Origin of the sequence: Corynebacterium sp. CCM 9203 (assembly GCF_041357675.1) — a bacterium.
Classification (GTDB): domain Bacteria; phylum Actinomycetota; class Actinomycetes; order Mycobacteriales; family Mycobacteriaceae; genus Corynebacterium.
This window is the reverse complement of record NZ_JAUERY010000002.1, coordinates 585,881-610,223: the sequence shown is the minus strand read 5'-3', so window position 1 is coordinate 610,223 and position 24,343 is coordinate 585,881. Positions and strand designations below refer to the sequence as shown.

The following is a 24,343-nucleotide window of genomic DNA, read 5'->3' as shown; positions in this document are numbered from 1 at the left end:
ACTCGCTTGATCCGCCCACGACCCGCGGCCTGTCCGACGTTCCGCCCGCTCCGGAACCGATCGTCCGGTCCCACGGTCTGACGGGGCATGACCACCCGAACGGAAACGACAACTCCCGGTGAAGCATCGGCAGTGCCCGGGTCTGCCCCGCCGTTGATCGACACGCGTCCGCTCTGGGGCGCGGCCCGGGCCCGGGTCTACGCGTCGGCCCGGAAGCACGATCTGATGTGTGCGACCCGCGGGATCTATCTTCGGTCGGACACGGTCGATGGGTCGGATGAGGCGAAGTGGCGGGCGTACGCGGTCGCTCTTCTGCACCGCTATCCGAAGGCGGTCGCGATGGCGGAGACCGCGGCGTCGCTCCACGGGTTTCCGCTGGCGGATGCGGCACGGGAGCCGAGTCTGCAGTATCCGCGCCGGACCACGTTCCCGTCGTGCGGGCGGGTCCGGTTCCGGTCGGCGCCGACGGTGGCGCGGGCTGATCGTGTCCGTGTGGAGACGGTGTGGGGGCCGGTGTGGGTGACGTCGCCGCTGCAGACGGCGATCGATGTCGCCCGGTACGGGAGCGTGGAGGATGCGCTGGTGGTGTTCGATCATTGTCTGCGGGAGCGGGTGTTCACGCTTGACGACGTCGTATCCCGCCTTTTGGCTCTGGGGCCGGTGCATCGTCTCGCCCGGGTGGTCCGGGTTTTGGTGGTGGTGAATGGGGCGTCGGAGAGTCCGCGGGAGACGTTGGTCCGGTACCGGTTGTGGGTTCTGGGTTTTCCGTTGCCGCTGGTGCAGGCGACGGTTCGGGATCGGGGTGGCGTGTTCGTCGCGCGCACCGATTTCTGTTTCCCCGACCACGGGGTGGTGGTGGAGTATGACGGGCGGCCGAAGTACGGGGTGGTTGATGAGCCGGGGGAGTTCGACGGGCTGAGTGGTGATGATCTGGTGGGGGCGCGGGTCGCGAAGACGCTGCGGACGCGGGATGCGTTGATGGGGGAGCAGCGTCGCCAGCGTCGTCTGGAGGCTCTGGGTTTCCGGGTGGTGCGGGTGAATTGGGAGACGTTCCGGGGTGGGGAGTGGACGGATCACCTGCGTCGGTTGCTGGAGCTTGAGGCGCCCGCTGTTGCGTGCCGTGGTGTGCCCGCGTGGCGGCATCCGAAGGTGGTGGTGGATGCCGCGCGGGGGTCGGTGGCGTCTCTTATCGTGCGGCTGCTCGGCGTAACTCCCGGTGTGCCGATGCGGTGGACACAGTGAGCAGTAGGGTGCTGAGGGCCAGTGCCACGGGGAGGCGGGCACCGGTGGCCGTCAACGGCCAGGCGGGCATCGCAGGCAGCCAGAGTGGTGTTTCGGCCAGTACTGATCCGCCGAGTGTGACGGACAGGACCGTGAGGAACACGGTCGCGGCGATCACCGCGCCTGTCCCGGTTCGGACGCAGAGGGCGAGAGCTGCCGTGACCATGACGGCCCCGACAACTACCAGCAGTCCGATCATTCGCAGGATCTCCGGCAGTGGTGTTCCGCGCAGTGCGAGGATGGCGCCGGTCCCGAGTCCCACGGCAGCCACCAGCACGTCGAGCCAGACGATGACACCGGGGATCACCCGCCGTGTCCGGCAGACGGTGATCCGCCATGCGGGCTGCAGCGCGGACCAGGTGACCACGGCCCCGACACCACACCCCAGGGGCAGGATCAGGTGTACCGCGAGGTCCGCGGTCCATGATCCGGCGACGGCGATCAGCGCCAGCGCCGCGAGAGTGAGGGGGGTGAGTGCGGTGCGGAGCAGCGCGTGGCTCAGTGCCGCGCCTGTCGACGCCCGTCCCTTCCGCAGGTCTGCGGCGGGTTCGGCGTCCCAGGTTCCGGTGTGTGATGTGGCCACTGCGGTTGATCTGTCGGGCCGGGTGTGGGGTGTCCCGATGAGGACGTACGCGGTGGCGGTGAGGGCCGCGAACACCAGGCAGAGAACCGTGGCGGTGGCCGGGGATTCCGTGGCGAGCGGATCACCCGGGTGGAGCGGGACGGCATTGGAGCGGACACCGAGGACCGGCAGCATGAGTCGTACCGCCCACGTTGGTGGAAGGAGGATCCACAGCGGATGTTCCGCGGTCAGTGTGCCCGCGACCTGCCACACCACCGCGACCAGGAGGGCCGGGATCAGGCCGACCCATCGGCTGATCACGCCGAACATCGCGACGAGACCGGCGCCGCCGATCCAGGCGTACACCCAGGCCACCGGGAGTAGGAGAGTGCCGAAATCGCAGGCGAGCATGGCCGCCAGGATGATCAGCAGGACGATGAGGCGAGCACCCCGGACCAGGCGCGGTGACACTGGCCGGATCCCGGTCCCGCCCTCCCGGCAGGTCTTCTCCCGCTTCTCCGGAAGACCGGACAGCAGCGCCATGAGCGGTGCCGCCATGCCGGTGACGTAGAGTGCCTGCCAGGCGCCACGGCCGGCATCCGAGTAGCTGGTGAGAAGTCCCAGCCCGGCGAGCGCGAAACCGAGGAGCGGAAAGTAGGCGACGGTCGTGTTCTTCGTTCGGACGAGTTCCGCCCGGATCACGCGGATCATCGGATCGCCGTGAGGTCGAGGAACCGGGACTCTAGTTCGCCGGCCGGCGCGAAGGCGCCCAGCGGGCCGGAGTATGCGGCCCGCCCGTCGTGGAGCACGGTGATGTCGTCGGCGGTGAGGGCGATCTCGCCGAGCTGGTGTGAGCTGATCAACACGGTCCCACCGGCGTCGACGTAGCCACGCAGGAGTCCCCGCAGCGCGACGGTGCCCTCCGGATCGAGGCCGTTCTGCGGTTCGTCGAGGAGCAGGATCCGCGGCCCACCAAGCAGAGCGACGGCCAACGCCAGGCGGGATCTCATGCCGGTGGAGAAACTACGCACCTTCTTCCGACTCGTACCGGTCAGGCCCACGACCCCGAGAACCCGGTCGATCTCGGCGTCGTCGAGGCCGAGGAGCAGAGTGTGGACGCGGAGGTTGTCCCGCGCACTCAGGTGCGGGTACAGCGCCGGTCCGTTGACCGAGGCACCCACTGACGCCCGATCGACCTCCACCGTGCCGCCGGCCCGGTCCTCGAGTCCGAGGATGATCCGGAAACACGTGGATTTGCCCGCACCGTTCCGGCCGACCAGCGCGTGGATCCGGCCCCGGTCGACGGTCATGGTGAATCTGTCCAGAACCTGCTGGTTCCGGTAGCTGATGGAGATGTCGCGACACTCGATTGCCGATTCGTGGTTGCTCATGACACCAGTGAAACGTCGACTGGCCGTCGGCACATCCGTCGCGCGGGGGAATTAGAGGTGCAGCTCGTGGTCCCTGGCCCACAGTGCGAGTCCCACCCGGTCCCGGGTCCCCGTCTTCGCCAGCAGGCGGGAGATGTACGTCTTCACCGTTGCTTCCCCGATGTGTAGGTCGGCGGCGATCTCGGCGTTGGTGCGGGCCCAGGCGATTCCCGCCAGGACGTCCCGCTCGCGGTCCGTCAACGGCTCCGCGGGTGGGGTGGGTGTGTGTCCGCGGAACACCCGCAGCACATAGTCCGTGACTCCCGGGGACAGCACCGACGCTCCGGCGTCCACGCGTCGTACGGCGTCGATCAGCGCTTCCGGCCCACAGTCCTTCAGGAGGAAACCGTGCACACCCGTGGTCAGGGCGTCGCGGACCAGCTCGTGCGCATCGAATGTCGTCAGCATCAGCACCCGGACGCCCGGGTGTCGGGCGAGGATCTCGCGCGCCACACCGATCCCGTCGACACGCGGCATCTGGATGTCCAGAACCGCGACATCGACCCGGTGTGCGGCGACCGCCTCCAGGGCCTCCGCGCCGTCGGCGGCGGTGGCGACGACCTTGATGTCCGGCTGGGTCGACAGGGTCATCTCCAGCGCCTCAACCACCAGCGGCTGATCGTCCGCGAGCAGCACCCGGATCACGGCGCCACCACCGGGAAGCTGGCCACCATCTGCGCGTGCGCCGGATCGGACACATCCACATCCAGGGTCCCGCCGAGGTGCTCCACCCGCTCGCGCACACCGGTCAACCCGGCGCCGGAATGCCGCGTCCGCCGCGGAATCGGGCCGCCGACACGACTGTCCACCACCACGTGTACCTCATCGGTGACCTCCACGGTGAGCGTCACGGTGCTGCCCGGGCCCTGGTGGCGCAGCACGTTCGTCAGCGCCTCCTGCACCACCCGGCGCAGCGTCAGGCGGACAACCTGCGAGTCCGAGACCTCCCCCTCCGGCAACGATGCCTCAACCGTGAGCCCGGCGGACCTGAATTCCCCGACCATGTCCCGGATCCCGGCCATGCCCGTCACCGACGTCGGCGGGGAATCGTCACGCAACGTCCCCACGATCCCGCGCACCTCCTCGAGGGCCTCCGAGCTGACCTTCTGGATCGTCGACAGGATCTCCGCCCGCCTGTCCGTCGCCCCACCGCCGAGCATCACACCCGCCCCGGCCTGCATGTTGATCAGCGTCAGGCTGTGCGCCAGCACATCATGGATCTCCCTCGCGACACCCGCACGCTCCCGCTCGCGCGCCGCCTCCTGCTCCGCCACCAGGTGCCGCTCCGCGGTCCGCGCGCTGCGGGCCGAGACGAACACCAGGCCCAGAACCAGCCACTGAAGCGCGATCCAGCTCGCCGCCTGCACGCCGGTGGCGCGTTCGAAATGATCGGGTGTCCACCACCACAGCAGCGGGGAGAAGAAACACCAGATGGCCTGAATGGCGGTGAAAACACCGGGGACGAGTAGATCGGAGCGGTACCGGGCCGTCGAGTACACCACCATCGGCACCGCAACCAGGAACGGGCTGATTCCCAGGTTCGCCGGCAGCGCCGTGAGCCAGTTCACCGTCCACGCCACGGTCAGGATCGTCAGCGCGATCGCCGCCGGGACGACCCGGCTACGCCACACCGCGAACGCGGGGACGAAGAGAACCGCGAGCGGTACTTCAACCAGTGTGGACGGAGCGGGGGTGTCGGACAGGGCGACGATCAGGTGGAACACCGCCAGCGCGGCCGCCAGCGCAGCGAACACCAGGTCAAGAAGCCGGAGCCGGTTGCCGGTGGTGTCGGCGAGCTCCGGTCGGTGGGTAGATGGTGCCGGTGTGGTCCCCATGGCCGAAAGTCTAGGCGCGCCGGTGTGGGCAGTGATCTGCACGGTGCGGCGCGTCGGCGGGGTATGAGCGGTGTTCGGGCCGTCGGAAATGTCGTCGGTACGTGCGAACCCGGCGGAAGAACGGAGAAAACCCAGGCCGGTGTTCATCACTCGTGCGTGTTAACACGCACCGACGACAACCGGGGCTGGCTGTTCGCCGCAGGGCCCGCGTGTCGTCACCACGTGCAAACGTGTCGATGATGGAGGGAAACGCCTGCTCACTCGTTTCGTCGGTGGGTGTTGACACGCACCGACGACATGAAGGCGGCCCTAGGCCGGAGAGGCTACCGGGGGACACACAGCGTGGTTACTCTGGGCGGCATGGAGACACGGTCAACGGACACGCCCACCGGATGGATGACGCATGACTCGGTCGAAGCGGCAGTCGACGACCTGATCAGGCGCTACGACGATGCTGTGGAACTCGCTTGCGAGGTTCTGAACTCCGGGGACGGAGGTGACAGAGCGGCCGGGTCGGCCGACTACAGCCGTTACACCGGCGTCGTCTACCCCAAGCTCATCGTCGAGGTGAAGTCCTGGCGCCCCATCGACCGCACCGAACCCTTCGGCTACGTCGACCGGGCGGGACGCTACGCCGCGACCATCTCCCGCCCCCGGCTCATGCGGCGTTATCTGACGGAGCAGTTGGATCGTCTGACCACCAACTATCCGTGCACAATTTCCACCGGCCCGTCGGAGGTGCGTATCCCGCCGGAGTACCTCTCCCTTCCCGCCGACTGCCCACCACCGCCGCGTGTCCACGATGACGCGGGGGTCATCCCGCGACCGAGCCTCGACGACGTGCACGATGGGATCATCGACGGGTCCTGGGACGTGTTCCAGGATTCCGAGATGCCGTTGTTCCATTTCTCACCGCAGCGTTTCGACATCGCCTGTGAACGCATCGAGCACTACACCGGCATCCGGGTCGAGGGTGTGCAGAAGTACATCCTGTTCACGAACTACGCCATGCACACCACCGAGTTCGTCCGATACGCACTGTCGGAGCTGGCGAACCCCGAATCCCGCTACACGGAGCTCCGCCTCAACGACGGTCGCGTACTCCGGCGCGGGGAGGTTGACGGCGTGGAACTGCAGACACTGCTCGGGCTGTCGTCACGCCAGATGCCGCGCTACGATCTCGCGGCCGAGGACAACACCGGAGTGACGATCATCAACATCGGGGTGGGGCCGTCCAACGCCAAGACGATCACCGACTGCCTGGCGGTTCTCCGGCCCGAGTGCTGGATCATGATCGGCCACTGCGCGGGTCTCGACGGTCGCATGCGCATCGGCGACCTCATTCTCGGCAACGCCTACCAGCGCCGGGATCACATCCTCGACGACCGGATCGGCCTCGACATCCCGATTCCCGCCGTGCCCGAGGTGCAGCGCGCGCTGGAGAAGTCGGTGAACGCGGTCTACGGCGACAATCAGTCACTCATGCGCACCGGTACGGTCATGTCGACCGACGACCGGAACTGGGAATGGCACACGCCGCGGGATCTGTGGCGGATCCTGCGTGGCTCCACGGCGGTGGCCGTCGACATGGAGTCAGCGACCCTTGCCGCCAACGGATACCGCTACCGGATTCCCTACGGCACGCTGCTCAGCGTCTCCGATCTCCCGCTGCACAATGTGCCCAAGCTGCCCGCCGGTGCCCAGGCGTTCTACTCCTCATCGAAGGAGGCGCACCTCATCTGCGCGATGCGCGCCATGGAGAAACTCGCCGCCAAGCCCGAGAAACTGCACACCAGGAAACTGCGCCGCACGATCGGGGAAGTGCCGATGCGCTGATCAGCGCAGGTTGACCCCGGAGGAACCGAACAGGCCCTGTGTGACCTCGTACAGAGCACCACTGGCGACCAGGCCGAGCATGGAGGTCTGCGCCCAGGCGGGTGTGCGTCCATCGGTGGGTGGGAAGAAGATGTCGCGGATGATCGTCTCGTAGTTCGACGAGGTGTACGAGCTCAGCTCCGAAGCGGCGGTGTCGAGGATCTCCCGGGAGTCCCGGTGTTCGGGACTGCCTGGTTCCGGCGTGGGCCAGGGAGTGGCGCTGGCTGGTGCGGTGAGACCGAGAAGGAGGACTCCCGCAGTGGCGGCGGAAACGATGATTCGGCGAAGGGACATCGGTAACTCCTCAAATAGGGAACCGGATTATGGGTTCGTTTCTACCGGAGAACGACCCCGGAGGAGCCGAAGATACCCCCGGTGAGGAGGAAGAAGATCGTCCCGAGGACAGCCTGAATCTGTGCCTCCGGGCTTCCCGGGGCTGGTGCATGGCTGGAGGGAGCACTGATCTGGGAGGACAGTGCCGCGAGTGGATTGGCGGTGGCTGGAGCTGCGACTGCGGTGCTGATCGTGCAGGCGGCGATGGCGGCGGCGAGGGTACGGCGTAGCTTCATCATGTTCCTTTGGTCGCTGGTTGGATTCGTTGATAATAACAGTCTGGTAAATGGCGGAAGATACAATCCCGCTATGCCCTCACGCTCTTCGTGCTCTGCCTCCGGTGGACGTGACGCGACGACCAGTCCGGAGATCTCGACCGGTTACCGCGACGGAATGGTGGAGGTTCTCACTGATTCCTATGCGGTGTCGACGGCGAATTGTTACGCCACGGACGCCGCGGTGGGGGTACTGGCGGATGGTGGTTCAGCTCTTGATGCCGCTGTCGCCGCCCAATTCATGCTCGGCCTCACCGAACCGCAGTCCTCCGGCATCGGTGGTGGCTGCTACCTGCTGCACTTCGATGCAGCAAGTGGGAAGGTCACGGCGTTCGACGGTCGGGAGACCGCACCCGCTGCGGCAACCGGGACCTATTTGACCAGAATCGGTGCCGACGATCCCCGGCCCCCGGTACCGGATGCCCTGCGTTCGGGGCGCTCCATCGGTATCCCGGGTGCCGTTGCCGCACTCGAACTGGCACACCGGAAATTCGGGCGTACGGACTGGGCGGAGTTGATCGCCCCGGCGATTACGCGAGCAAGGAAGGGTTTCCCGATCAGTCACCGCCTCTGGGCGTCGATCGATGACGCCAAGGTCGACCTCTCCCGCTGCCCCGACGCTGCCCGCTACTTCCTCGATGACGCGGGCCAAGCGAAAACGGAGGGGACCGTACTCACCAATCCCGACTATGCACGAACGTGTGCGTTCATCGCGGAACACGGGGCAGAGGCGCTGCACACCGGGGAGCTCGCGGAGGCGATCGTGGAGCGGGTGGGACGGGCGTCGACAAGCGTGACACCAGGACTCATGACCCTCGCCGACCTTGCCGAATACCGGGCGATCGAATGTGAGCCACTGTGGTCGACGTACCGGGGGTTGCGTCTCGCCGGGATGCCGCCATCCTCTTCCGGTGGTATCACGGTTGCCGCAATCCTCGGGATGCTCGAACACTACGATCTCGCGGGCCTACGCCCCGACGGGGTGCCCCAGCCAGACCTCGTCCATCTCATCAGTGAGGTCGAGCGACTGGCCTACGCGGACCGGGACACGTTCATCGCCGACGGATATCCACTACCCGACATGCTTGATCGTGACTACCTGAGGGAACGCGCCGCACTCATCGACCCGGACCGGACCATGGGCACCGCTGAACCCGGTCTCCCCACGAACGGGCTCGCCGCCGGACGAGATCTGCCCGAGTACGGGACCAGCCAGGTCAGTGTCATCGACGCCGCAGGCAACGCCGTCAGCCTCACCACGAGTATCGAGATCGGATTCGGGTCCTTCCACATGGTGCGCGGGTTCCTCCTGAACAACACTCTGACCGACTTCTCCGCCGAACCCGCTGACATCCACGGGCGTCCCGTGGCGAACCGCGTGGAACCCGGCAAACGGCCGCGCTCATCGATGGCGCCGACCCTCGTGTTCGACGGCCCCGATCTACGCGCCGTGGTCGGGGCGCCGGGTGGCGCGGTGATCATTCAGTACGTGGTGAAGATCCTCATCGCCCTCATCGACTGGGGCTTCGATGCCCAGCAGGCGGTGGATGCCCCGAACTTCGGGGCGCGGAACACCCGCGTCACGGGTGTTGGTGGTGAACATCCCCTGATCGGCTCGGCGGAGGACGGTACGGCCCGGGCGCTTGTCGACGACCTGGTGACCCGAGGCCACCGCGTGCAGCTCGCCGACCAACCGAGCGGTGCCGCCGTGCTTGCAGTACGACCCGACGGGCGGATCAGTGGTGGGGCTGATCCGCGACGTGAAGGGACCGTCGGCGGAGAGTAATCCCTCCTGGCCGGAGGTAGGCGTTTTCTCACTGGTGCGTGTTAACACGTACTGGCAACGGGTCCATCCAGGGTTTTTCGGCTGTGCGGGTCGTCTTTGCACGTGGTGACGAAGATCCTGGATCACGGGCTGGGTGCGGGGTGGTGGCACTGCCGGTAGTGGACCTGTAGATCGTCAGTGCGTGTTAACACGCACTGGTGGAGCAGGCGACCTGGGTTTTCCTGTCTGCGCGATGATGTTTGCACGCAGTGACGACGCATGGAGGCCCCTAGAACCGGGGTGTGCCACGTCAGTGGTGGGACAGTGGTTAGTTCGGGTGCCCCATCCAGGGCGGGGTTTGTCGACGTCCGCCCGGTTCGTCAAGGGCATTCAGCGCCCGAACAACCTCCGCCAGAACCCTTTCCGGGGCAGGCCCTGCTCGTCGAGGGTGTCGCGGACTCTCCGACTCGCGGCCCGCCTGTCTGCGCGGCTCGGCTCGGGGCCGGTGCTGATGTCGATGCGCTGCCAGGTCAGGGGGGTGGGTAGGTTGCGGACCCGGGCGCCCGCCCCGATCATGCGGACCCACAGATCCCGGTCGGCTTCGTGGCCGCCACCACGGTATCCACCGGCGTTGCGCATGGTGGCGGTACGGGCCATGGCGGTGCCTTCGATGACTGGGCTGCGTCGTTCGAGGCGCCGGGTGGCTTCTGTGTGTGAGCTGGGCATTGTCCGGACGGAGAGGTCGGCGCCGAGGAGACTGACGGAGTCGGTGGCGTCGGTGGTGTGGTCGAGTTCCATGACGGCGGTGCCGAGGATGTCGACGCGTCGTTGATGGAAGGTGTCGAGTTGGCGGCGGAGTCGGTCGGGGTGGGGGATGTCGCCGGGGTTGATGCGTGCGGTGTATTCGGTGGTGACGTGGGCGAGGCCGGTGTTGAGTGCGGCGGCGGGGTCAGGTTCGTCGGCGACGGTGTAGAGGATGCCCATGCTATGTGCTTCGGGGGAGGTGAGTTGCTTCTCGACGCTGGGGTGGAGGCGGGCGTCTGCGGCGACGATGATGTGGGTGGGGCGCAGGGACTGCTTGGTGAGGCTGGCGAGTGTGGTGCTGATCAGGTCGGCGGGCGTGGTGGTGGATACGCCCATGAGCACGGTGACGGCTTCGGGTTGCAGTTGCTCCATGCCCGGATACTAACGTGGATCGTGTGGTATTCGATGTAGGTCAGTGTCGCGCGCGTCCGCGGGGGTTGGTGACGGTGGGGTCGCCGGGGATGTAGAAGCGTAGGGGCACGTCGGTGTTGCGGGTGATGCCGATCCGGGGGCCGGTTGTCCAGTGTGGCTCGTGGACGCGGTCTTTCAGGACGAAGCTGTCGATCCCGGAGCTGGAGACGGGGGAGTGGTTGTGGTCGATGTGGAGAGCGAGTACCCGGCCGAGGTTGCCGGGTCCCTGGGCGAGGCGGGTGTCGGGGATCGTCGGGCCGCGCCGGGCACGCGCGGTGTCTTGGCCGTCGATGACCTCGCCGGCGCGGAGGAGTATTCCGCCGCTGCCACCGGGTGGGTGGCAGACGATGTTGCCGGCCCGGTGGATGCCGTAGGAGATGTATACGTACATGCGGCCGGGTGGGCCGAACATTGCGGCGTTGCGCGGTGTCTTCCCGCAGCGGGCGTGGGAGGCTGCATCCTGTTCTCCCAGGTAGGCTTCTACTTCGGTGAGTCGGATGGTGACGCCTGCGTGGTGAGGGTGCAGCCGAGGAGCAGTGGGGCGACGTGGTCGGCGGGCTGTGCGAAGTCGATCATTCGGTGTGGGCCGCGAGTGCTTTGCGGAGCAGGTGGACAAGTGTTGCCTGTTCGTCGTCGGTGAGTCCGGCGAGGGTGTCGCGGCAGGTGTCTAGGTGGGTGGGGAGGACGGTGTCGACGAGTTTGCGTCCGGTGTCGGTGAGTGTGATGCGGACGCAGCGGCGGTTGTCGGGGTCGGTGCAGCGGGTGAGTAGGCCAGCGGTTTCGAGTTTGTCGATGCGGTTGGTCATCGCCGAGCCGGAGATCATGGAGTTGGTGCAGAGTTCACCGGCCGTGAGTGCTCGATCAGTGCGGCGGAGTGTGGCGAGGACGTCGAACTGCCATCGTTCGAGGTTGAACTGGGTGAGGTTGTCGGTGACACGGTCGCTGACGGCCCGGGCGAGGCGTTGGAGTCGGGCAGGAAGTTGCATCGGTGCGGGGTCGAGGTCGGGGCGGGTGGTGCGCCATTGGTCGATGATTTGGTCGATGTGGTCGGCCATTGCCATCCCCTTACTGTTTGACGCCGAAGTGTTTGACATGAATCTTACATGAGGTTAGTCTGGCGTCGAACACTTCGATATCGAATAATTAACTAGGAGTCACCATGTCCCGTACCGTCGCCGAGGCCATCGCCACCCGCCGAGCCGTCCGAAACTACCTTCCCGATGACATCTCAGTGGAGGTTCTCGACCGCGTCGTCCACCAGGCCCTCGAAGCCCCGAGTGCGTTCAACGCCCAGACGCGTGATCTCGTCGTCATCCGGGACCCGGAGATTCGGCAGGCGCTCGTCGACGCCTCCGGTCAGCGCCAGTTCATCAACGCTCCGGTTGTCCTTGTGGCTGTTGGGCGTGTCGAGGTCTTGCCGGAGGATGCCGAGGAGATCCTCTCCGGTCAGGCGCGCGCCATGGTTAAGAAGTTCAACAGTCTCAAGACCCCGCAGGAACTGCGGGAGGCAGCGCTGCGGGATGCGATGCTCGTCGCCGGGTTTGCACTCGTCGCCGCCGCCGGTGAAGGTTTGGCCACCAGCCCGACAACAGGGTGGGATGAGGAGAAGGTGAAGGAGGCCATCGGTATCGGCGGTCGGGACGACCGGGTCATCGCGCTGGTCATCGCCATGGGATACGGTGCGGACGCTCCCGAGCATCCGGGTCGTCACGCCTCGCGTCGGGTCAACGAACGGTACTAGAAGATAACTGGTTATGAATCTCCTCCTCACGGCCATCACCCCGTTTACCTGGGGAACCACCTATATCGTCACCACCGAACTGCTCCCGGACGACCGTCCAATCCTCGCGGGTGTGATGCGTGCCCTGCCCGCCGGTCTGATTCTGCTCGCCTGGTTCCGAGTGCTGCCGAAGGGCATCTGGTGGATCAAAGCCATCGTGCTCGGCGTGGTGAACATTGGGGCGTTCTTCGCCCTCCTCTTCCTCACGGCCTATCTGCTGCCCGGTGGAATCGCTGCGGTGCTGACCAGCGCTGCGCCGCTGGTGGTGATGGGCCTGAGCCCCGTGTTGTTGGGGTCGAAGGTGTACAAGGCGCAGATCGGGGCCGGACTCGTGGCGGTCGCGGGGGTTGCGGCGCTCGTGGTCTCCCCGGGGACGGCACTGAACATGGAGGGGGTTCTTGCCGCGGGGGCGGCCACGGTGTGCACAGGCACGGGTCTGGTGCTGGCTAAGCGGTGGGGTCGGCCAGAGGGGGTGCCGCAGTTGGCGGTGACGGGTTGGCAGCTCACGTTCGGTGGCCTGGCCCTGACCCCTCTGTTGTTGTTCGAGGGCCTGCCCGATCATCTGACGGGAACCAATATCGCCGGTTACATGTATCTGACGGTCGTCGGTGCGCTCATCGCCTACGGGCTCTGGTTCCGGGGACTGGCGCTTCTCGACGCCGTGAGTGTTTCCCTGCTCAGTGTGATCAGTCCGCTGACCGCGACGGTGCTGGGGGTGCTGTTCAACGGAGAACGCTTCACGGTTGTACAGGGTGTGGGATCGGTGGCGGTTGTCGGTGCGGTCATCGTTGCGCAGGTTGTCGGGGCACGGGCCCGGAAACGGGAAGCGGTGGCTGCGTGAAGGTGGCGGGTGGGTAACTAGGCAAGTTATCTAGTTGCATAGTGGTTGTTGAGGTCTGTTGCAGGAGCGGGGTCTGATTGTGCCCACTACCGAGAACCCGAATAGCCCGAAGCGCGCCTACCGTTTGCGGCGGTAGATTGGCGTGCGTGCAGACGTATCTCTTTGATCTCTATGGTGTCCTGTTGACCACGCAGACCGATGCCCACTTGCGTGCCATCGAGGATGCTGTGGGTACGGATGACCGACTGTGGCCGGTGTACTGGGAGTTGCGGGGGCCGCTTGATGCGGGTGAGTTGACGCCGGAGGAGTACTGGGAGCGGATCCGGGTGACGCTCGAGTTGCCGCCGTTCGACGTTGACGCGGTGGTGGAGGCAGACATTGCCAGTTGGTTGGACGAGGACGCCGACGCGGTGGCGTATGTGGGGGAGCTGATCGACGCTGGGCACCGGGTTGGCCTGCTGAGCAACATCCCGACGTTTCTCGCGGAACGGGTCCGTGCGCGGCACACGTGGCTGGAGCGTTTCGATGCGGTGACGATGTCCTGTGACATCGGTGTCGCGAAGCCCGATCCCGGTGCGTACCGGGCGGCGTGCGTTGCGCTCGGTGTGGAGCCGGGCGAGGTCCTGTTCTTTGACGACAATCCGGTGAATGTGGCGGCCGCCCGGGAGTTCGGGATGCGGGCGGTGGAGGTCACGGGCAGACTGGTGGAATGGAACCACTGATTCTTCCGTTCAACGGCGTCGCGCCGCGTATCCACGCCTCGGCGTTCATCGCGCCGAACGCCACCATTATCGGAGATGTGGTGATCGGCCCTGATTCGTCGGTGTTCTACGGTTGTGTGCTGCGTGGTGACGTCAATGCGATCCGGATCGGTGCACGGACGAATATCCAGGACAACTGTGTCATGCACGTCGACGCGGATGCGCCGTGCACCCTGGGTGATGATGTGACCGCAGGTCACATGGCTCTTTTGCATGGTACGACGGTGGGGGATGGGACGCTGGTGGGGATGAAGGCTGCCTTGTTGTCGCGTTCGCGGGTGGGTGCGGGGTCGCTTGTCGCGGCCGGTGCCGTTGTGCTCGAGGGCCAGGAGATCCCGGACCGGTCGCTGGCAGCCGGTGTCCCGGCGAAGGTCCGCCGGGAGCTGTCGGAGGAGCAGTCCAGGTCCTTCATCCCGCACGCGGGCCGCTACATCGACATTGCGCGCGGGCAGTCGGATCAGCGGCTGCATCTCGATGAGGTGCGTTACCTCTGAGCATGGCTGGCGAGTGTGGTGCGGACCGCGGTCGGGTCGGAGAGCAACCGGTCGAGTGCCACTGCTCGCGCCGCTGCACGGGACAGGGTCACGGTGTCGGGAATGATCCGAATCGCCACATTTTTGTTGACGGAGGGGTTGACCGTTGCTGCGAGTTCCCGGTATCCACCCGGGTCGATCGTGAAACCTGGGCCCGCGAGTACGACGGTTCCGGAACCGGTGTCCCGGGTGAGCCGTGCGACGGTCTTGCCGAGGTCGTGCGCCCGGGTGTCGAGAAGCGAGCGGAGTTCCTGAGGCTGGGGTGATGTTGACGGGAGCAGTCCTTTGTAGCCGAGACTTCCGTCGGCGGTGGTTATTCCCGCTGCGGCGAGTCGGTGGGCGAGAGCTTTCGCGCCGAGCGTGTAGTCGACGGGGTGGGTGCGTACTCCACTGTCGTCGGCAACTGCCACTGTGAGTCCGTGATCGAGATGAATGATGAGGATGGGATCGGCGGTGGTTTCCGTGGTGTGGAGTTCCGCCGCGGCGAGTGCGGCGGTGAGTTCCCCGATGGTGACCGGTACGCCGAACTCGGCGGTGAGACGTTCGCCGAGGGTTCCGTCCTCCGGGGACTCGGTGGCGACACCGATGTCTGCGAGGGGGAATGTCATCCCGGACAGTAGTCGGTGGATACCTGCGATGAGATGTTCAGTGGTGTCCTCGGGGTCCTGGCCTGCACACACCGCGGTCTCCCGGAGTACTCGTCCACGGGTGTCGAAGAAACTCAGGAGGGTTCCGCCGTCGATACCTGTCGTTATTCCGATATGGACCCACGGGGAGGGTGCCATTTCCAGGGGGATGCGCGGACGCCCGGGGCCAGTCGCCTGTACGAGGTCAGGACGTTCACGGATGAGTCCTGCTCCGATGAGACTCGTGACGGCGCGGGTCACTGTGGGTTGGGAGAGTCCGGTCGCGGAGACGAGGTCGCCGCGGATCAGTAGTCGGCCACGCATCATATGGTGCAGGCAGCGTGCCGTCGGTATGGTTGGGCGACGGAATACCGGGGTGTGCGTTGATACAGCCAGACCACTCATGGGCGCGAGTCTATAAAAGACAGACTGAACTGTCTAATAAACCCCCTTTTTCACCGGACTAATATAGACAGATTAGTCTATATTAGTCCGGTCCATTGCGCCGCTCGTCGGGCGGCAGCGACACCGGCCATCCCGTGCACCCCACCTCCAGGGGGTGTGGACGCGGACCCGAGGAAAACCCCCGCGACACCGGTGTCGTAGGGACGGCGGAGAACCGGACGTGCGATCATCTGCCGTGGCGAATTCGCACCCCCCGCGACATCTCCACCCACGTAGTTAGGGTTGTACAACTCCAGATCCGAGACATTCCGCGTCGACACACCGACTATCCGATCCCGCACACCGGGGGCGTGATCCGCGATCCGGGAGATCACCGCCTCTGTGGCGTCACCCCGATAGCCGGAGGGGACGTGCGCGTACGCCCACACGGGGTGTAACCATTCACCGTCCACCCGCACCGACCGCGACGGGTCGGCCCGATACTGCTGACCGATCAGCACGAAGGGACGTTCCACCGCACGACCCGCAGCGGTGGCCCATTCGGCGGCGGCGATCTCCGCAGCGGTCCCGCCCAGATGCAGGGTTCCAGCGCGATGAGCATCCGGATTGATCCACGGCACCCCGCCGCGCACGGCGAGATCCACCCGAAACGCCGCAGCTCCGTGTCGAAAACGCCGGTAACGTCGGCGCCTCCGGACGGGTTGCAACCCGGCAAGCAGGCCAGCGGCCCGGGCCGGAGTCGTCGTCAACACCACGACGTCGCCCGCAGAGGCTCCCCGATAACCGAACTCTGCCAGATCACCCAACCGGCGCACCGTCACGCCCTTGTGCACCGTGCCGTGAAATTCCCGCACATAGTCGGCTAGTGCCTCCGTCAACCTTCCTGAACCACCGGCAACCACCGGCCAGCCCCAGGTTTGTGCCGTCATCCCCATCATCAGGCCGACTGCGGAGGTCAACGGTCGGTCTATCCGGCTGAATGCGTGCGCGGACAAACCGGCGAACAACGCCGCCGCCCGGGTCTCTCCGCCGAGAAACCCACCGATTACCGTGGCCGGGGGAACCGCCCGCGCACCGAACCGCGGACCCATCACCGTGTGCCTTCCGAGCGCCCGTGGCAGGGGGGTCAACGTCAGATCAGCGATAGCGTCCGCGTGCCGCACCAGCGGGGCGAACAGCCTCCGCCACCGACGGCCCTCTCGCCCGCCGAGTCCCGCGACCGTCGCCTCCAAGCTCCGGTGCAGGACCACGGCATCCCCACCCGACAATGGATGTACCAACGGGACCTCGGGATGAACCAGCTTTACATCCAGCTCAAGGGTGTGGAAGAACGGTGAGGCGGCGAGTAGTGGGTGCACCGCCGCACAATCATCGTGGATCATGCCTGGGACAAGCCGCTCGGAGCTCCGGCAACCGCCACCGATCTCGGCGGCACCCTCCAGCACCGTCACCCGGAATCCCGCGCGCGCCAGCTCGATCGCGGCGGCCAACCCGTTCGGGCCAGACCCGACCACGAACGCCCTCGCACTCACGGGATTCCCCGGGTACGGACGGCGTCGACGAGCAACGGTAGGCCCCGCGCCGCGGTCGTCAACCAACTCACATCGGCGAACCGGGTCAGCTCCGTCGGTGCCGGGGTGATCTCCAGGACCGGGACATCCGCCTCCACCGCCAGCAGCGGCAGCGACGCCGCCGGCTGCACCACGCCCGACGTACCGACGATCACCACCAGATCGGCACCCGCCATCGCGTCAGCGGCGCGCTCCCACTCCGCGGCGGGTAACGCCTCCCCGAACCACACGACCCCCGGCCGCACCACCGCACCGCACCGCGGGCAGGCGGGCGGCGTCATCCGCGGCTCACGCACCGCGGGAAAACCATCGACCTCGAACGGGGCCGCGCACTCCGTGCACCGGAACTCGAAGAGGCTGCCGTGAAGGTGCACGACGTTCTCACTTCCGGCCCGCTCGTGCAGGTCATCGATGTTCTGCGTCACCACCGTCACCGTTCGCAGTCGGCCCCATTCCGCGACCGCCCGGTGCCCGGCATTCGGCTCCGCCGCCCGTGCCAGATGTGCCCGCCACAGATACCAGGACCACATTGGCTCCGGATCCCGACGCCATGCGTCGATGCTGGCCATCGCCTCCGGATCGATCCGCTCCCACAGGCCGGACTCGTCGTTGCGGTACGTATCCAGGCCCGACTCCGCACTCACCCCCGCTCCCGTGAACACCACGACACGAGCGGCGTCACGCGCCAGCGTCACTGCTGCATCCTCGGGACCATTCACAGCCCCAGCGTACGACCGTGATCGAAGCGTGCACAAGGATACCCAGGCTCCACTGCTGCTAGTCTGAGCGCATGACTGCACACGCCTCCAACAGTCCTGTGACTCTGCGGCCCATGACCGTCGACGACCACTCTCTCCGTGAGTGGGCGACGATCCACAATATCGGTGCGGAGGCGGACACCACCGACGAACGACTATCCCCGTACCTGCAGTTCACCCCCCAACGAGGCGACATCGGCATGGTCGCTGAGATGCCCGATCCGGTCACCGGGGAACGGCGCACTGCGGGTGTCGTCTGGGCCGCCTTCATCCGCTCCCACGGCTACGTCGCGCCGGAGATACCCGAACTCTCCGTCAGCGTTGACGATGACTTCCAGGGAGCCGGTATCGGTACCACCCTTATCAGCGCTGTCGTCGAACACGGCCGCAATGTCGGTTGGCCCGGTATCTCCCTCTACGTCGAGCACGACAATCCCGCGCGGCGTCTTTACGCACGCCTCGGCTTCGAGTCCCTCGCTTGTGACAACTGCCCCGGAACGATGGTCATGCACCTCACTCCGCCGATCCATCGGGCCGCCGTCTACTGCGGCTCGGCCCCCGGTGCCCGTACCGAGTACGCTCACGCAGCCAAGACCATCGGACGTGCTCTCGCGGAACGGGATATCGACCTCGTGTACGGCGGTGGTGATGTCGGACTCATGGGGGTTGTCGCGGACGCTGTTATCGAGGCGGGGGGAAAGGCCATCGGTGTGATGCCCCGTTCCCTCGTCGAACTGGAGATCGCGCACGCCGGACTCTCATCACTTGAAGTAGTCGAGACGATGGCTGAACGAAAAACCCGCATGGAGGAACTCGCCGACGCGTTCATCGTCCTGCCTGGCGGTGCCGGAACCCTTGAGGAACTGTTCCAGGTGTTTACCCGCCAGCAGCTCGTCCCGGGTACCGGCCCCATCGTCTTGTTCAATGCTGATGACTACTGGAGCCCACTTGTTAACGCCCTGGAGCGGATGTCCACTGAAGGTTTCATCGAACACCGTTATCTCGACTCGCTCATCGTCACCGATGATCCCGATGAACTCTTCGGGAGACTCGCGGAATGGCGTGCCCCCGGTACCAAGTGGGAGAACCGCGAGCTCTGCGGCTGACCAGTCCGGCGTCGCTACACTGGAATGGTATGAGCTCAGAGAACTTCCGGCCCCCATCCCGTCTCGACCTCGCCTGCGAGACTTTCGTCCATGATCTCGCTGCGTTGTCCCCGCTGTCCGCGACGGAATGGGGGTTCACCGAATATAACGGTGAGATGGAGGACTTCTCCCCTGAGCACCACGACGCCATCGCCGAACGCTCCCGACGGATGCTCCACGAGGTCAACATCCTCGAGAAGACCGCCGCCGGTGACGGGGATGTCGACTTCGACGATATAGACCGCGTCACCGCCGCCGTCCTGCGAGACCGCCTCGGTCTGCGGCTCGAACTCTACGAGGCAGGCGAGGACATACGCCAGCTTGACAACATTGCGTCCCCGGTCCAGAGGATCCGCGATACCTTCAGCATCATGCCGATTGACAGCCCTGATGCTCGTGCGGCCGTCATTTCCCGGCTCGGTCACGTCCCCCGCGCGCTCGACGGTCACCGCGCCTCCCTCCTGTTCGCAGCAGAGCGTGGGCACGTTGCCGCCCGCCGCCAGGTCAAACAGGTCATCACCCAGTGCGAGGACCTCGCCGGCCCCGATTCCGCGCTCAACGGCATCGGGATCGACACCAACCAGGCGGAGCTCGTCCGTGCCCGTGACGCCTTCGGGGTCATGGCGACCTGGTTGCGCGACACTCTCCTGCCGCAGGCCTCCGTCGAGGATGGCGTCGGGCGTGAGCGCTACGAGCGTTTCTCCCGCGAATTCGTCGGTACCACCGTCGACCTCGACGAAGCCTACGAATGGGGACTGACCCGACTCGCCGAGGTCATCGCCGAGCAGGAGGCCATCGCTGTCGAGTGCTTCGGCGAGGGCACCACCGTCGAGGAGGCGATGGGCCGCTTCAACGCCGACGAACGCTACCGGCTTGACGGCGTCGACGCACTGAAGGAATGGATGCAGGCCACCGCGGACCAGGCGATCACTGATCTCCACGGAACCGCCTTCACCATTCCCGAACCGGTGCGCACCATCGAATGCTGCATCGACCCCGCCGGGACAGGCGGCATCTTCTACACCCCGCCCAGCAGCGACTTCACCCGACCCGGGCGCATGTGGTGGTCCGTACCCAGGGGCGAGACGGTGTTCCACACCTGGCAGGAACTCACCACCGTCTTCCATGAGGGTGTGCCCGGCCACCACCTCCAGATCGGTCAGACCCTCTGTGAATCCGACAACCTCAACCTCTGGCGCCGCGTCGCCTGCTGGAACTCCGGGCACGGCGAGGGCTGGGCGCTCTACGCCGAACAACTCATGGCCGACCTCGGCCACCACGAAGACCCCGCCACCCGCATGGGGCTCCTCGACGGTCAGCGGCTGCGGGCCGCCCGCGTCGTCCTCGACATCGGCGTCCACCTCGGCAAAACCAACCCCGACGGCGGGACATGGGACGCCGAGTACGCGGCGTCGTTCCTGCGCGCCAACTCCGCCATGGCGGGCCCCAACCTCGACTTCGAGCTCAACCGCTACCTCGGCTGGCCCGGCCAGGCCCCGTCCTACGCCCTCGGCCAGCGCCTCTGGCAGCAGCTCCGCGACGAGGCCCTCGACCGTGGCATGACCCTCCCGCAGTTCCACGCCGAAGCCCTCGCTCTCGGCTCGATACCCATGGGTATCCTGCGCGACTGCGTGCTCGACGCTCTCGACGGGGGCGTGAACCGATGAGCCGACCTCCCCTCGTCGAGGTACCCCGCACCATCGTTGTCACCGGAGCCAGTGATGGCATCGGGGCGGCCGCCGCCCGGAAACTAGCCGATCTCGGGCACCGCGTCATCGTCGTAGGCCGGAACCCTGCCAAGACCCGGTTCGTCGCCACCGCGATCGGTGCGCCCCACTTCACCGCTGATTTCTCATCCCTGGACGAGGTCCGTGAACTCGCCGACGGAATCAGCCGGATCGCTCCGCGCATCGACGTTCTGGCGAACAACGCGGGCGGAGTCTTCGGACCGGAGCGCACGGTCACCGGGAACGGCAACGAACTCACCCTCCAGGTCAACCACCTGGCGCCGTTCCTGCTCACCGAACTGCTCGCCGACAACCTCGCCGCCGGACTCGGGTACGTCGTCGGGACAGCCTCGATCGCCGCGAAGTACTACGGAAAACTCGACGTGAACGATCTCGACAACGCCGACGGGCCCTGGGACCCGATGAAGGCCTACGGCGACTCGAAGATGATGAACATCATCCACGCCCGTGAACTGTCCCGCCGCCACGCCGACCGGGGCATCTACGGCGTCTCCTTCCACCCCGGCGTCATCGCCTCGAACTTCGGCTCCGGGACCGGGGGACGCCTCGAGTTCTTCTACACCAACCCGCTGATCCGCATGGCGTTGAGCAGCTCCGACAAGGGGGCCGATCGCCTCGTCCGGTTGGCCACCGGAACCGTCGGCGTCGACTTCATCCCCGGTGGGTACTACATCGGAAAGAAGAAGGGACCGGACTATCCCGGCAGTTGCGATCAGGAGATCGCCCGGCGACTCTGGGAGGAATCCGCCCACCGCGTCGGGCTGTGACCGGGGTTGAGACTGGACACATCCCGGGCAAACGCCCGCCGGATGGATCCACAGGGTCTCCGTCGGGGCCCGTCGTGGCGGCGGCCGGACGGGATCCAGGAGGGGACCACGGACCACAACTGATGGAACATTGCGACGACTTCGGACGAACGGCGTTCCCGTGGTCAGGTTCGTGGCATCGCTTCCGCGCCCATCTCATGCGTCACTGTGCCGTGCTCAACTGTGCACCGGGACAGAGTGAACTGGAACGGGTATTTCAACACCGGCGTGGGGCATGGAACCGCCAATCGCCGTCAATGATGGTGCTAGGCTCACGCCCCATGACAAGGGATGAGATGCTCGAACTCTACGACAATCAACTTCGTACCGAAGCTGAAGTCGCGGACGCGCCGGAGGTCACCAGGATAGGCCCTCTGTGGGTGGCCACGTATGTGCATCGCCACGCTTTCATCACCTACCGCTCCATCCCGCCGGAGGTGGATTTACCCGCATTGATTGAACTCGTCCGAGAGCATTTCACCGCCGACGGGCGCGTGGACAGTGTCGAGTGGAAAACACGGGAGCACGATGATCTGGAGGGGCTCGAGAATCTGCTGACATCAGGTGGCTTTCAGAAAAAGGAGCCTGAAACGGTGATGGCGGGACCCGCTGATGCGGTGATTGAGGCCGCGGGCCCACTCCCGGATGGATACAGTCTGGTCCAGGTGGGTTCCCCCACCGATATCCAGGGGGCCGAGTCGTTGGTCCAGCGTGTTTTCGGCGCGCCTGTCGAAGAGGCGCAACGCCTCACCGACCAACTGGTGTCGCGCTCTGTCAGTGATCCGGGCAGCTTTGAACTGTGGGTGGTGCGTGAACCTGGGGGCGGAACCGTGTGTACCGGGCGAACCGAGTTTGTGGCCGGTACTGAATTTGCCGGCCTGTGGGGTGGTGCCTGTGATGAGGGACATCGGGGTCGAGGTCTGTACCGCGCGCTCACCGCAGCACGGGCCTCCTCCGCGCAGCGCCGGGGTTACCGATATCTGCAGGCTGACTGCACGGAGGATTCACGTCCGATTCTGGAGAGGGCCGGGTTGATGAAGATCACGACAACCACTCCCTTCGTCTGGGAACGGAATAGTGACTGAAATACCCACTGTCCGGTCAGTGATTTGGTGATGGGGCCCGGCATAAGGACTTCCGTCACCGCCCCGCGATGAGACGGCGTTCCGGCACGCGCTGGTGACCGCGCATCGGTTGCGCACCGAGGGCAAACCGCTGAAGGACAGTTTGATCATTGATGCCTACGAGCGTGCCTACAAGGTTGCTCAGGCGGTTGGTGGGGATGGCCGTGAGGGGGCTCTATGCCTCCGGTGCGTGACCTCATGACGATGGCATGCCGTGTGCGGGGATACGTCGTGTCGGGTAAGACCTCCGCGAGTAAGGGGCAGTTCTCCACTCAGCGGCAGACCAGTGCAGGGCGTAAGGCGTTGGCGACGATGGGCCGCAGAGGGGCTGAAACGACCAATAAGCGGCGCTGGGCTGACCGGAGTCGCCCGGATGCGCAGGCGGCGCTACAGCCCCTGAAAAAAGCCAATCAGAAGCGGCAGTGGAAAGGCGGTGCGCTCGAAGGACAGGTGCGCACGATGATCCTGCAGTGGCGTGTGGACCTTGACCGGGACCCCTCCACTAAGGAGATCGCGGCCGAGTTCGGGGTGCGTGAACGGCGGGTTAGACAGATTCGGCAGACCCTTGGGATGCAAGCTAGGCGCGGGGGTCTGAAGCGGAAATAAAACGGCAACGCCGTCAGCGGTATACGGTTCCCCCTCCGCTTTAGCGGAGGTTCTTTAGACCTAGACCCCCAGATGCCTAGTGGGGCATGTGCGTGGCTTTTCCGGCGGGGCGGGCGTGGTTACGGATAGGGCGTGGTTTGTGGGGGCTGTGCCCCATTAGCGCAACAACATAACAGTGTTGTTCTGTTGGTGTTGGTGTTGGTGTGGGTCTGGTGTGCGCGCTGTAGCTGTTTTCTAGTGCGTGACAGTGGTGGTTGTGAGGGGGCTACGCCTACGGGGTACCCCGTGTCGGCGATTGAGCGTGAGGACGGTATTACAGCGTTCGTTCTACACTCTCACCAGTGCCAGTGTGGCTGTCGCGTGACTGTGTGCCTGGGGGTAGCAGATTGCGAGGGGGTATCTTTATATACCCCCATTTAGCTAATCCTGTTGACGAAAAATTTTTGTCTGGTATAGATTGCCATAAGGGGATAGTCTTCCCATTTGGACAGTTTGGTTAGTAATGCACGTATTCCCCCTGTGCATATTGTGAGATATTGATCCTTACCAGTAGGGGCAAGGAGAGATTTCAATGAGATTTACCCGGAAATCGTAGCGTCTTCCCTGATGCTCGTTCTGCCATTGGCGTTCGTTACCGCGCCAAACGCGGTTGCTGAGCCTCAGTCGGTTACAGGTGTGAATGCTTCGGACACGCTGCCTTTCGTTTCTGAACAGGATGCAGCCGACTACCTGCATCTCATCGAGTCCATCCCGGACGAAGTCATCACGCAGGGTGATGAAGCGGTCGCCGAATGGCTTGCAGTGCGAATTGCTGCCATGCCGCGAGCAAGCTTCTGGGGGTGTGCCTGGGCGCTTGCTACTGTTGCAATTCCGGCAGCTAAGATCCTGAAAATGAGGAAAGCAATCAAGGCGCTGGGCGGTGCTCGGAAGGCGGCGCAACGACTGGGTGAGCTCGGCTGGAGCGTCGAGGCTGCGCGCCATGCCGGTGGCGCGGTTTGGACTTTGGTCGAAGTTATTTCTGGTGTCGCTGGTGTCAGGTCCCAATGCTTTGAGTAAAGAAGAATTCAG

The 24,343-nt window shown here is 65.5% G+C and carries 25 protein-coding genes and 1 pseudogene; 14 read left to right on the top strand and 12 right to left on the bottom strand.

The genetic code is table 11. The features are described 5' to 3' along the window. Window positions 1–87: 87 nt before the first annotated feature. On the top strand, window positions 88–1,242 hold the full coding sequence (locus tag QWU44_RS06175) for a hypothetical protein (RefSeq protein WP_370914798.1): 1,155 nt from the start codon (window positions 88–90) through the stop codon (window positions 1,240–1,242). On the opposite strand, the gene QWU44_RS06170 is transcribed toward QWU44_RS06175, so the two are convergent. From QWU44_RS06170 to QWU44_RS06155, 4 genes are read right to left on the bottom strand one after another with little or no spacing between them, the layout of a single operon-like run. Further along, the gene (locus QWU44_RS06170; RefSeq protein WP_370914797.1) at window positions 1,187–2,554 is read right to left on the bottom strand and encodes a hypothetical protein; all 1,368 of its coding nucleotides are present in this window, start codon (window positions 2,552–2,554) and stop codon (window positions 1,187–1,189) included. The two genes, QWU44_RS06175 and QWU44_RS06170, sit on opposite strands and share 56 nt — an antisense overlap. Continuing rightward, on the bottom strand, window positions 2,551–3,234 hold the full coding sequence (locus QWU44_RS06165) for an ATP-binding cassette domain-containing protein (protein ID WP_370914796.1): 684 nt from the start codon (window positions 3,232–3,234) through the stop codon (window positions 2,551–2,553). The genes QWU44_RS06170 and QWU44_RS06165 overlap by 4 nt, the downstream gene beginning before the upstream one ends. 51 nt (window positions 3,235–3,285) lie before the next feature. Beyond that, complete coding sequence (locus QWU44_RS06160; protein ID WP_370914795.1) at window positions 3,286–3,918, bottom strand: response regulator; 633 nt, start codon at window positions 3,916–3,918, stop codon at window positions 3,286–3,288. Further along, entirely contained in the window at window positions 3,915–5,255 is a 1,341-nt protein-coding gene (locus QWU44_RS06155) for a sensor histidine kinase (RefSeq protein ID WP_370914794.1), read from the bottom strand. Before QWU44_RS06155 ends, QWU44_RS06160 begins: the two co-directional genes overlap by 4 nt. A gap of 249 nt (window positions 5,256–5,504) precedes the next feature. On the opposite strand from QWU44_RS06155, the gene amn reads away from it, so the two are divergent. Continuing rightward, on the top strand, window positions 5,505–6,944 hold the full coding sequence (gene amn, locus QWU44_RS06150; protein WP_370914793.1) for an AMP nucleosidase: 1,440 nt from the start codon (window positions 5,505–5,507) through the stop codon (window positions 6,942–6,944). On the opposite strand, the gene QWU44_RS06145 is transcribed toward amn, so the two are convergent. Together QWU44_RS06145 and QWU44_RS06140 are read right to left on the bottom strand one after the other, a co-directional pair. Continuing rightward, complete coding sequence (locus tag QWU44_RS06145) at window positions 6,945–7,277, bottom strand: hypothetical protein (RefSeq protein WP_370914792.1); 333 nt, start codon at window positions 7,275–7,277, stop codon at window positions 6,945–6,947. A 41-nt stretch (window positions 7,278–7,318) separates the two neighbouring features. Continuing rightward, entirely contained in the window at window positions 7,319–7,555 is a 237-nt protein-coding gene (locus QWU44_RS06140) for a hypothetical protein (RefSeq protein ID WP_370914791.1), read from the bottom strand. Between the two features lie 70 nt (window positions 7,556–7,625). On the opposite strand from QWU44_RS06140, the gene QWU44_RS06135 reads away from it, so the two are divergent. Beyond that, window positions 7,626–9,377: a gamma-glutamyltransferase family protein gene (locus QWU44_RS06135; protein WP_370914790.1), complete on the top strand. Its 1,752-nt coding sequence runs from the start codon at window positions 7,626–7,628 to the stop codon at window positions 9,375–9,377. Between the two features lie 369 nt (window positions 9,378–9,746). Here QWU44_RS06135 and QWU44_RS06130 read toward each other — a convergent pair whose 3' ends face one another. From QWU44_RS06130 to QWU44_RS06120, 3 genes and pseudogenes are all read right to left on the bottom strand, one after another. Beyond that, entirely contained in the window at window positions 9,747–10,532 is a 786-nt protein-coding gene (locus QWU44_RS06130) for a glycosyltransferase (protein WP_370914789.1), read from the bottom strand. A 40-nt stretch (window positions 10,533–10,572) separates the two neighbouring features. Further along, window positions 10,573–11,147, bottom strand: a pseudogene (locus tag QWU44_RS06125) (DNA-3-methyladenine glycosylase). Continuing rightward, window positions 11,144–11,626: a MarR family winged helix-turn-helix transcriptional regulator gene (locus tag QWU44_RS06120; RefSeq protein ID WP_198735193.1), complete on the bottom strand. Its 483-nt coding sequence runs from the start codon at window positions 11,624–11,626 to the stop codon at window positions 11,144–11,146. Before QWU44_RS06120 ends, QWU44_RS06125 begins: the two are co-directional and overlap by 4 nt. Before the next feature lie 104 nt (window positions 11,627–11,730). Between QWU44_RS06120 and QWU44_RS06115 the strand changes: the two genes are divergently transcribed. The 4 genes from QWU44_RS06115 to QWU44_RS06100 all read left to right on the top strand — a co-directional run bounded on the left by QWU44_RS06115 (window position 11,731) and on the right by QWU44_RS06100 (window position 14,447). Then, entirely contained in the window at window positions 11,731–12,312 is a 582-nt protein-coding gene (locus tag QWU44_RS06115; RefSeq protein WP_370914788.1) for a nitroreductase family protein, read from the top strand. A gap of 13 nt (window positions 12,313–12,325) precedes the next feature. Beyond that, complete coding sequence (locus QWU44_RS06110; protein ID WP_370914787.1) at window positions 12,326–13,192, top strand: EamA family transporter; 867 nt, start codon at window positions 12,326–12,328, stop codon at window positions 13,190–13,192. A 146-nt stretch (window positions 13,193–13,338) separates the two neighbouring features. Next, the gene (locus tag QWU44_RS06105; RefSeq protein ID WP_370914786.1) at window positions 13,339–13,914 is read left to right on the top strand and encodes an HAD family hydrolase; all 576 of its coding nucleotides are present in this window, start codon (window positions 13,339–13,341) and stop codon (window positions 13,912–13,914) included. Then, on the top strand, window positions 13,902–14,447 hold the full coding sequence (locus QWU44_RS06100; protein WP_370914785.1) for a gamma carbonic anhydrase family protein: 546 nt from the start codon (window positions 13,902–13,904) through the stop codon (window positions 14,445–14,447). The genes QWU44_RS06105 and QWU44_RS06100 overlap by 13 nt, the downstream gene beginning before the upstream one ends. On the opposite strand, the gene QWU44_RS06095 is transcribed toward QWU44_RS06100, so the two are convergent. From QWU44_RS06095 to QWU44_RS06085, 3 genes are all read right to left on the bottom strand, one after another. Further along, window positions 14,438–15,517 (bottom strand): hypothetical protein, encoded by a 1,080-nt coding sequence (locus tag QWU44_RS06095; protein ID WP_370914784.1) that lies wholly within the window; start codon window positions 15,515–15,517, stop codon window positions 14,438–14,440. The two genes, QWU44_RS06100 and QWU44_RS06095, sit on opposite strands and share 10 nt — an antisense overlap. A gap of 77 nt (window positions 15,518–15,594) precedes the next feature. Beyond that, entirely contained in the window at window positions 15,595–17,049 is a 1,455-nt protein-coding gene (locus QWU44_RS06090) for a phytoene desaturase family protein (protein ID WP_370914783.1), read from the bottom strand. Then, window positions 17,046–17,807, bottom strand: coding sequence for an NAD-dependent deacylase (locus tag QWU44_RS06085; protein WP_370914782.1), 762 nt, complete (start codon window positions 17,805–17,807; stop codon window positions 17,046–17,048). Before QWU44_RS06085 ends, QWU44_RS06090 begins: the two co-directional genes overlap by 4 nt. Before the next feature lie 71 nt (window positions 17,808–17,878). Here QWU44_RS06085 and QWU44_RS06080 point away from each other — a divergent pair, with 71 nt between their 5' ends. The 7 genes from QWU44_RS06080 to QWU44_RS06050 all read left to right on the top strand — a co-directional run bounded on the left by QWU44_RS06080 (window position 17,879) and on the right by QWU44_RS06050 (window position 24,331). Beyond that, window positions 17,879–18,952, top strand: a complete 1,074-nt coding sequence (locus QWU44_RS06080; RefSeq protein WP_370914781.1) for a TIGR00730 family Rossman fold protein — start codon at window positions 17,879–17,881, stop codon at window positions 18,950–18,952. A 29-nt stretch (window positions 18,953–18,981) separates the two neighbouring features. Further along, on the top strand, window positions 18,982–20,658 hold the full coding sequence (locus QWU44_RS06075) for a DUF885 domain-containing protein (RefSeq protein WP_370914780.1): 1,677 nt from the start codon (window positions 18,982–18,984) through the stop codon (window positions 20,656–20,658). Further along, window positions 20,655–21,506: an SDR family NAD(P)-dependent oxidoreductase gene (locus QWU44_RS06070; protein ID WP_370914779.1), complete on the top strand. Its 852-nt coding sequence runs from the start codon at window positions 20,655–20,657 to the stop codon at window positions 21,504–21,506. The genes QWU44_RS06075 and QWU44_RS06070 overlap by 4 nt, the downstream gene beginning before the upstream one ends. A 320-nt stretch (window positions 21,507–21,826) precedes the next feature. Next, window positions 21,827–22,630, top strand: coding sequence for a GNAT family N-acetyltransferase (locus QWU44_RS06065; protein WP_370914778.1), 804 nt, complete (start codon window positions 21,827–21,829; stop codon window positions 22,628–22,630). 94 nt (window positions 22,631–22,724) lie between these two features. After that, window positions 22,725–22,871: a hypothetical protein gene (locus tag QWU44_RS06060; protein WP_370914777.1), complete on the top strand. Its 147-nt coding sequence runs from the start codon at window positions 22,725–22,727 to the stop codon at window positions 22,869–22,871. Next, window positions 22,868–23,275 (top strand): hypothetical protein, encoded by a 408-nt coding sequence (locus tag QWU44_RS06055; RefSeq protein ID WP_370914776.1) that lies wholly within the window; start codon window positions 22,868–22,870, stop codon window positions 23,273–23,275. The genes QWU44_RS06060 and QWU44_RS06055 overlap by 4 nt, the downstream gene beginning before the upstream one ends. Before the next feature lie 606 nt (window positions 23,276–23,881). After that, the gene (locus QWU44_RS06050) at window positions 23,882–24,331 is read left to right on the top strand and encodes a hypothetical protein (protein WP_370914775.1); all 450 of its coding nucleotides are present in this window, start codon (window positions 23,882–23,884) and stop codon (window positions 24,329–24,331) included. Window positions 24,332–24,343: the final 12 nt, after the last annotated feature.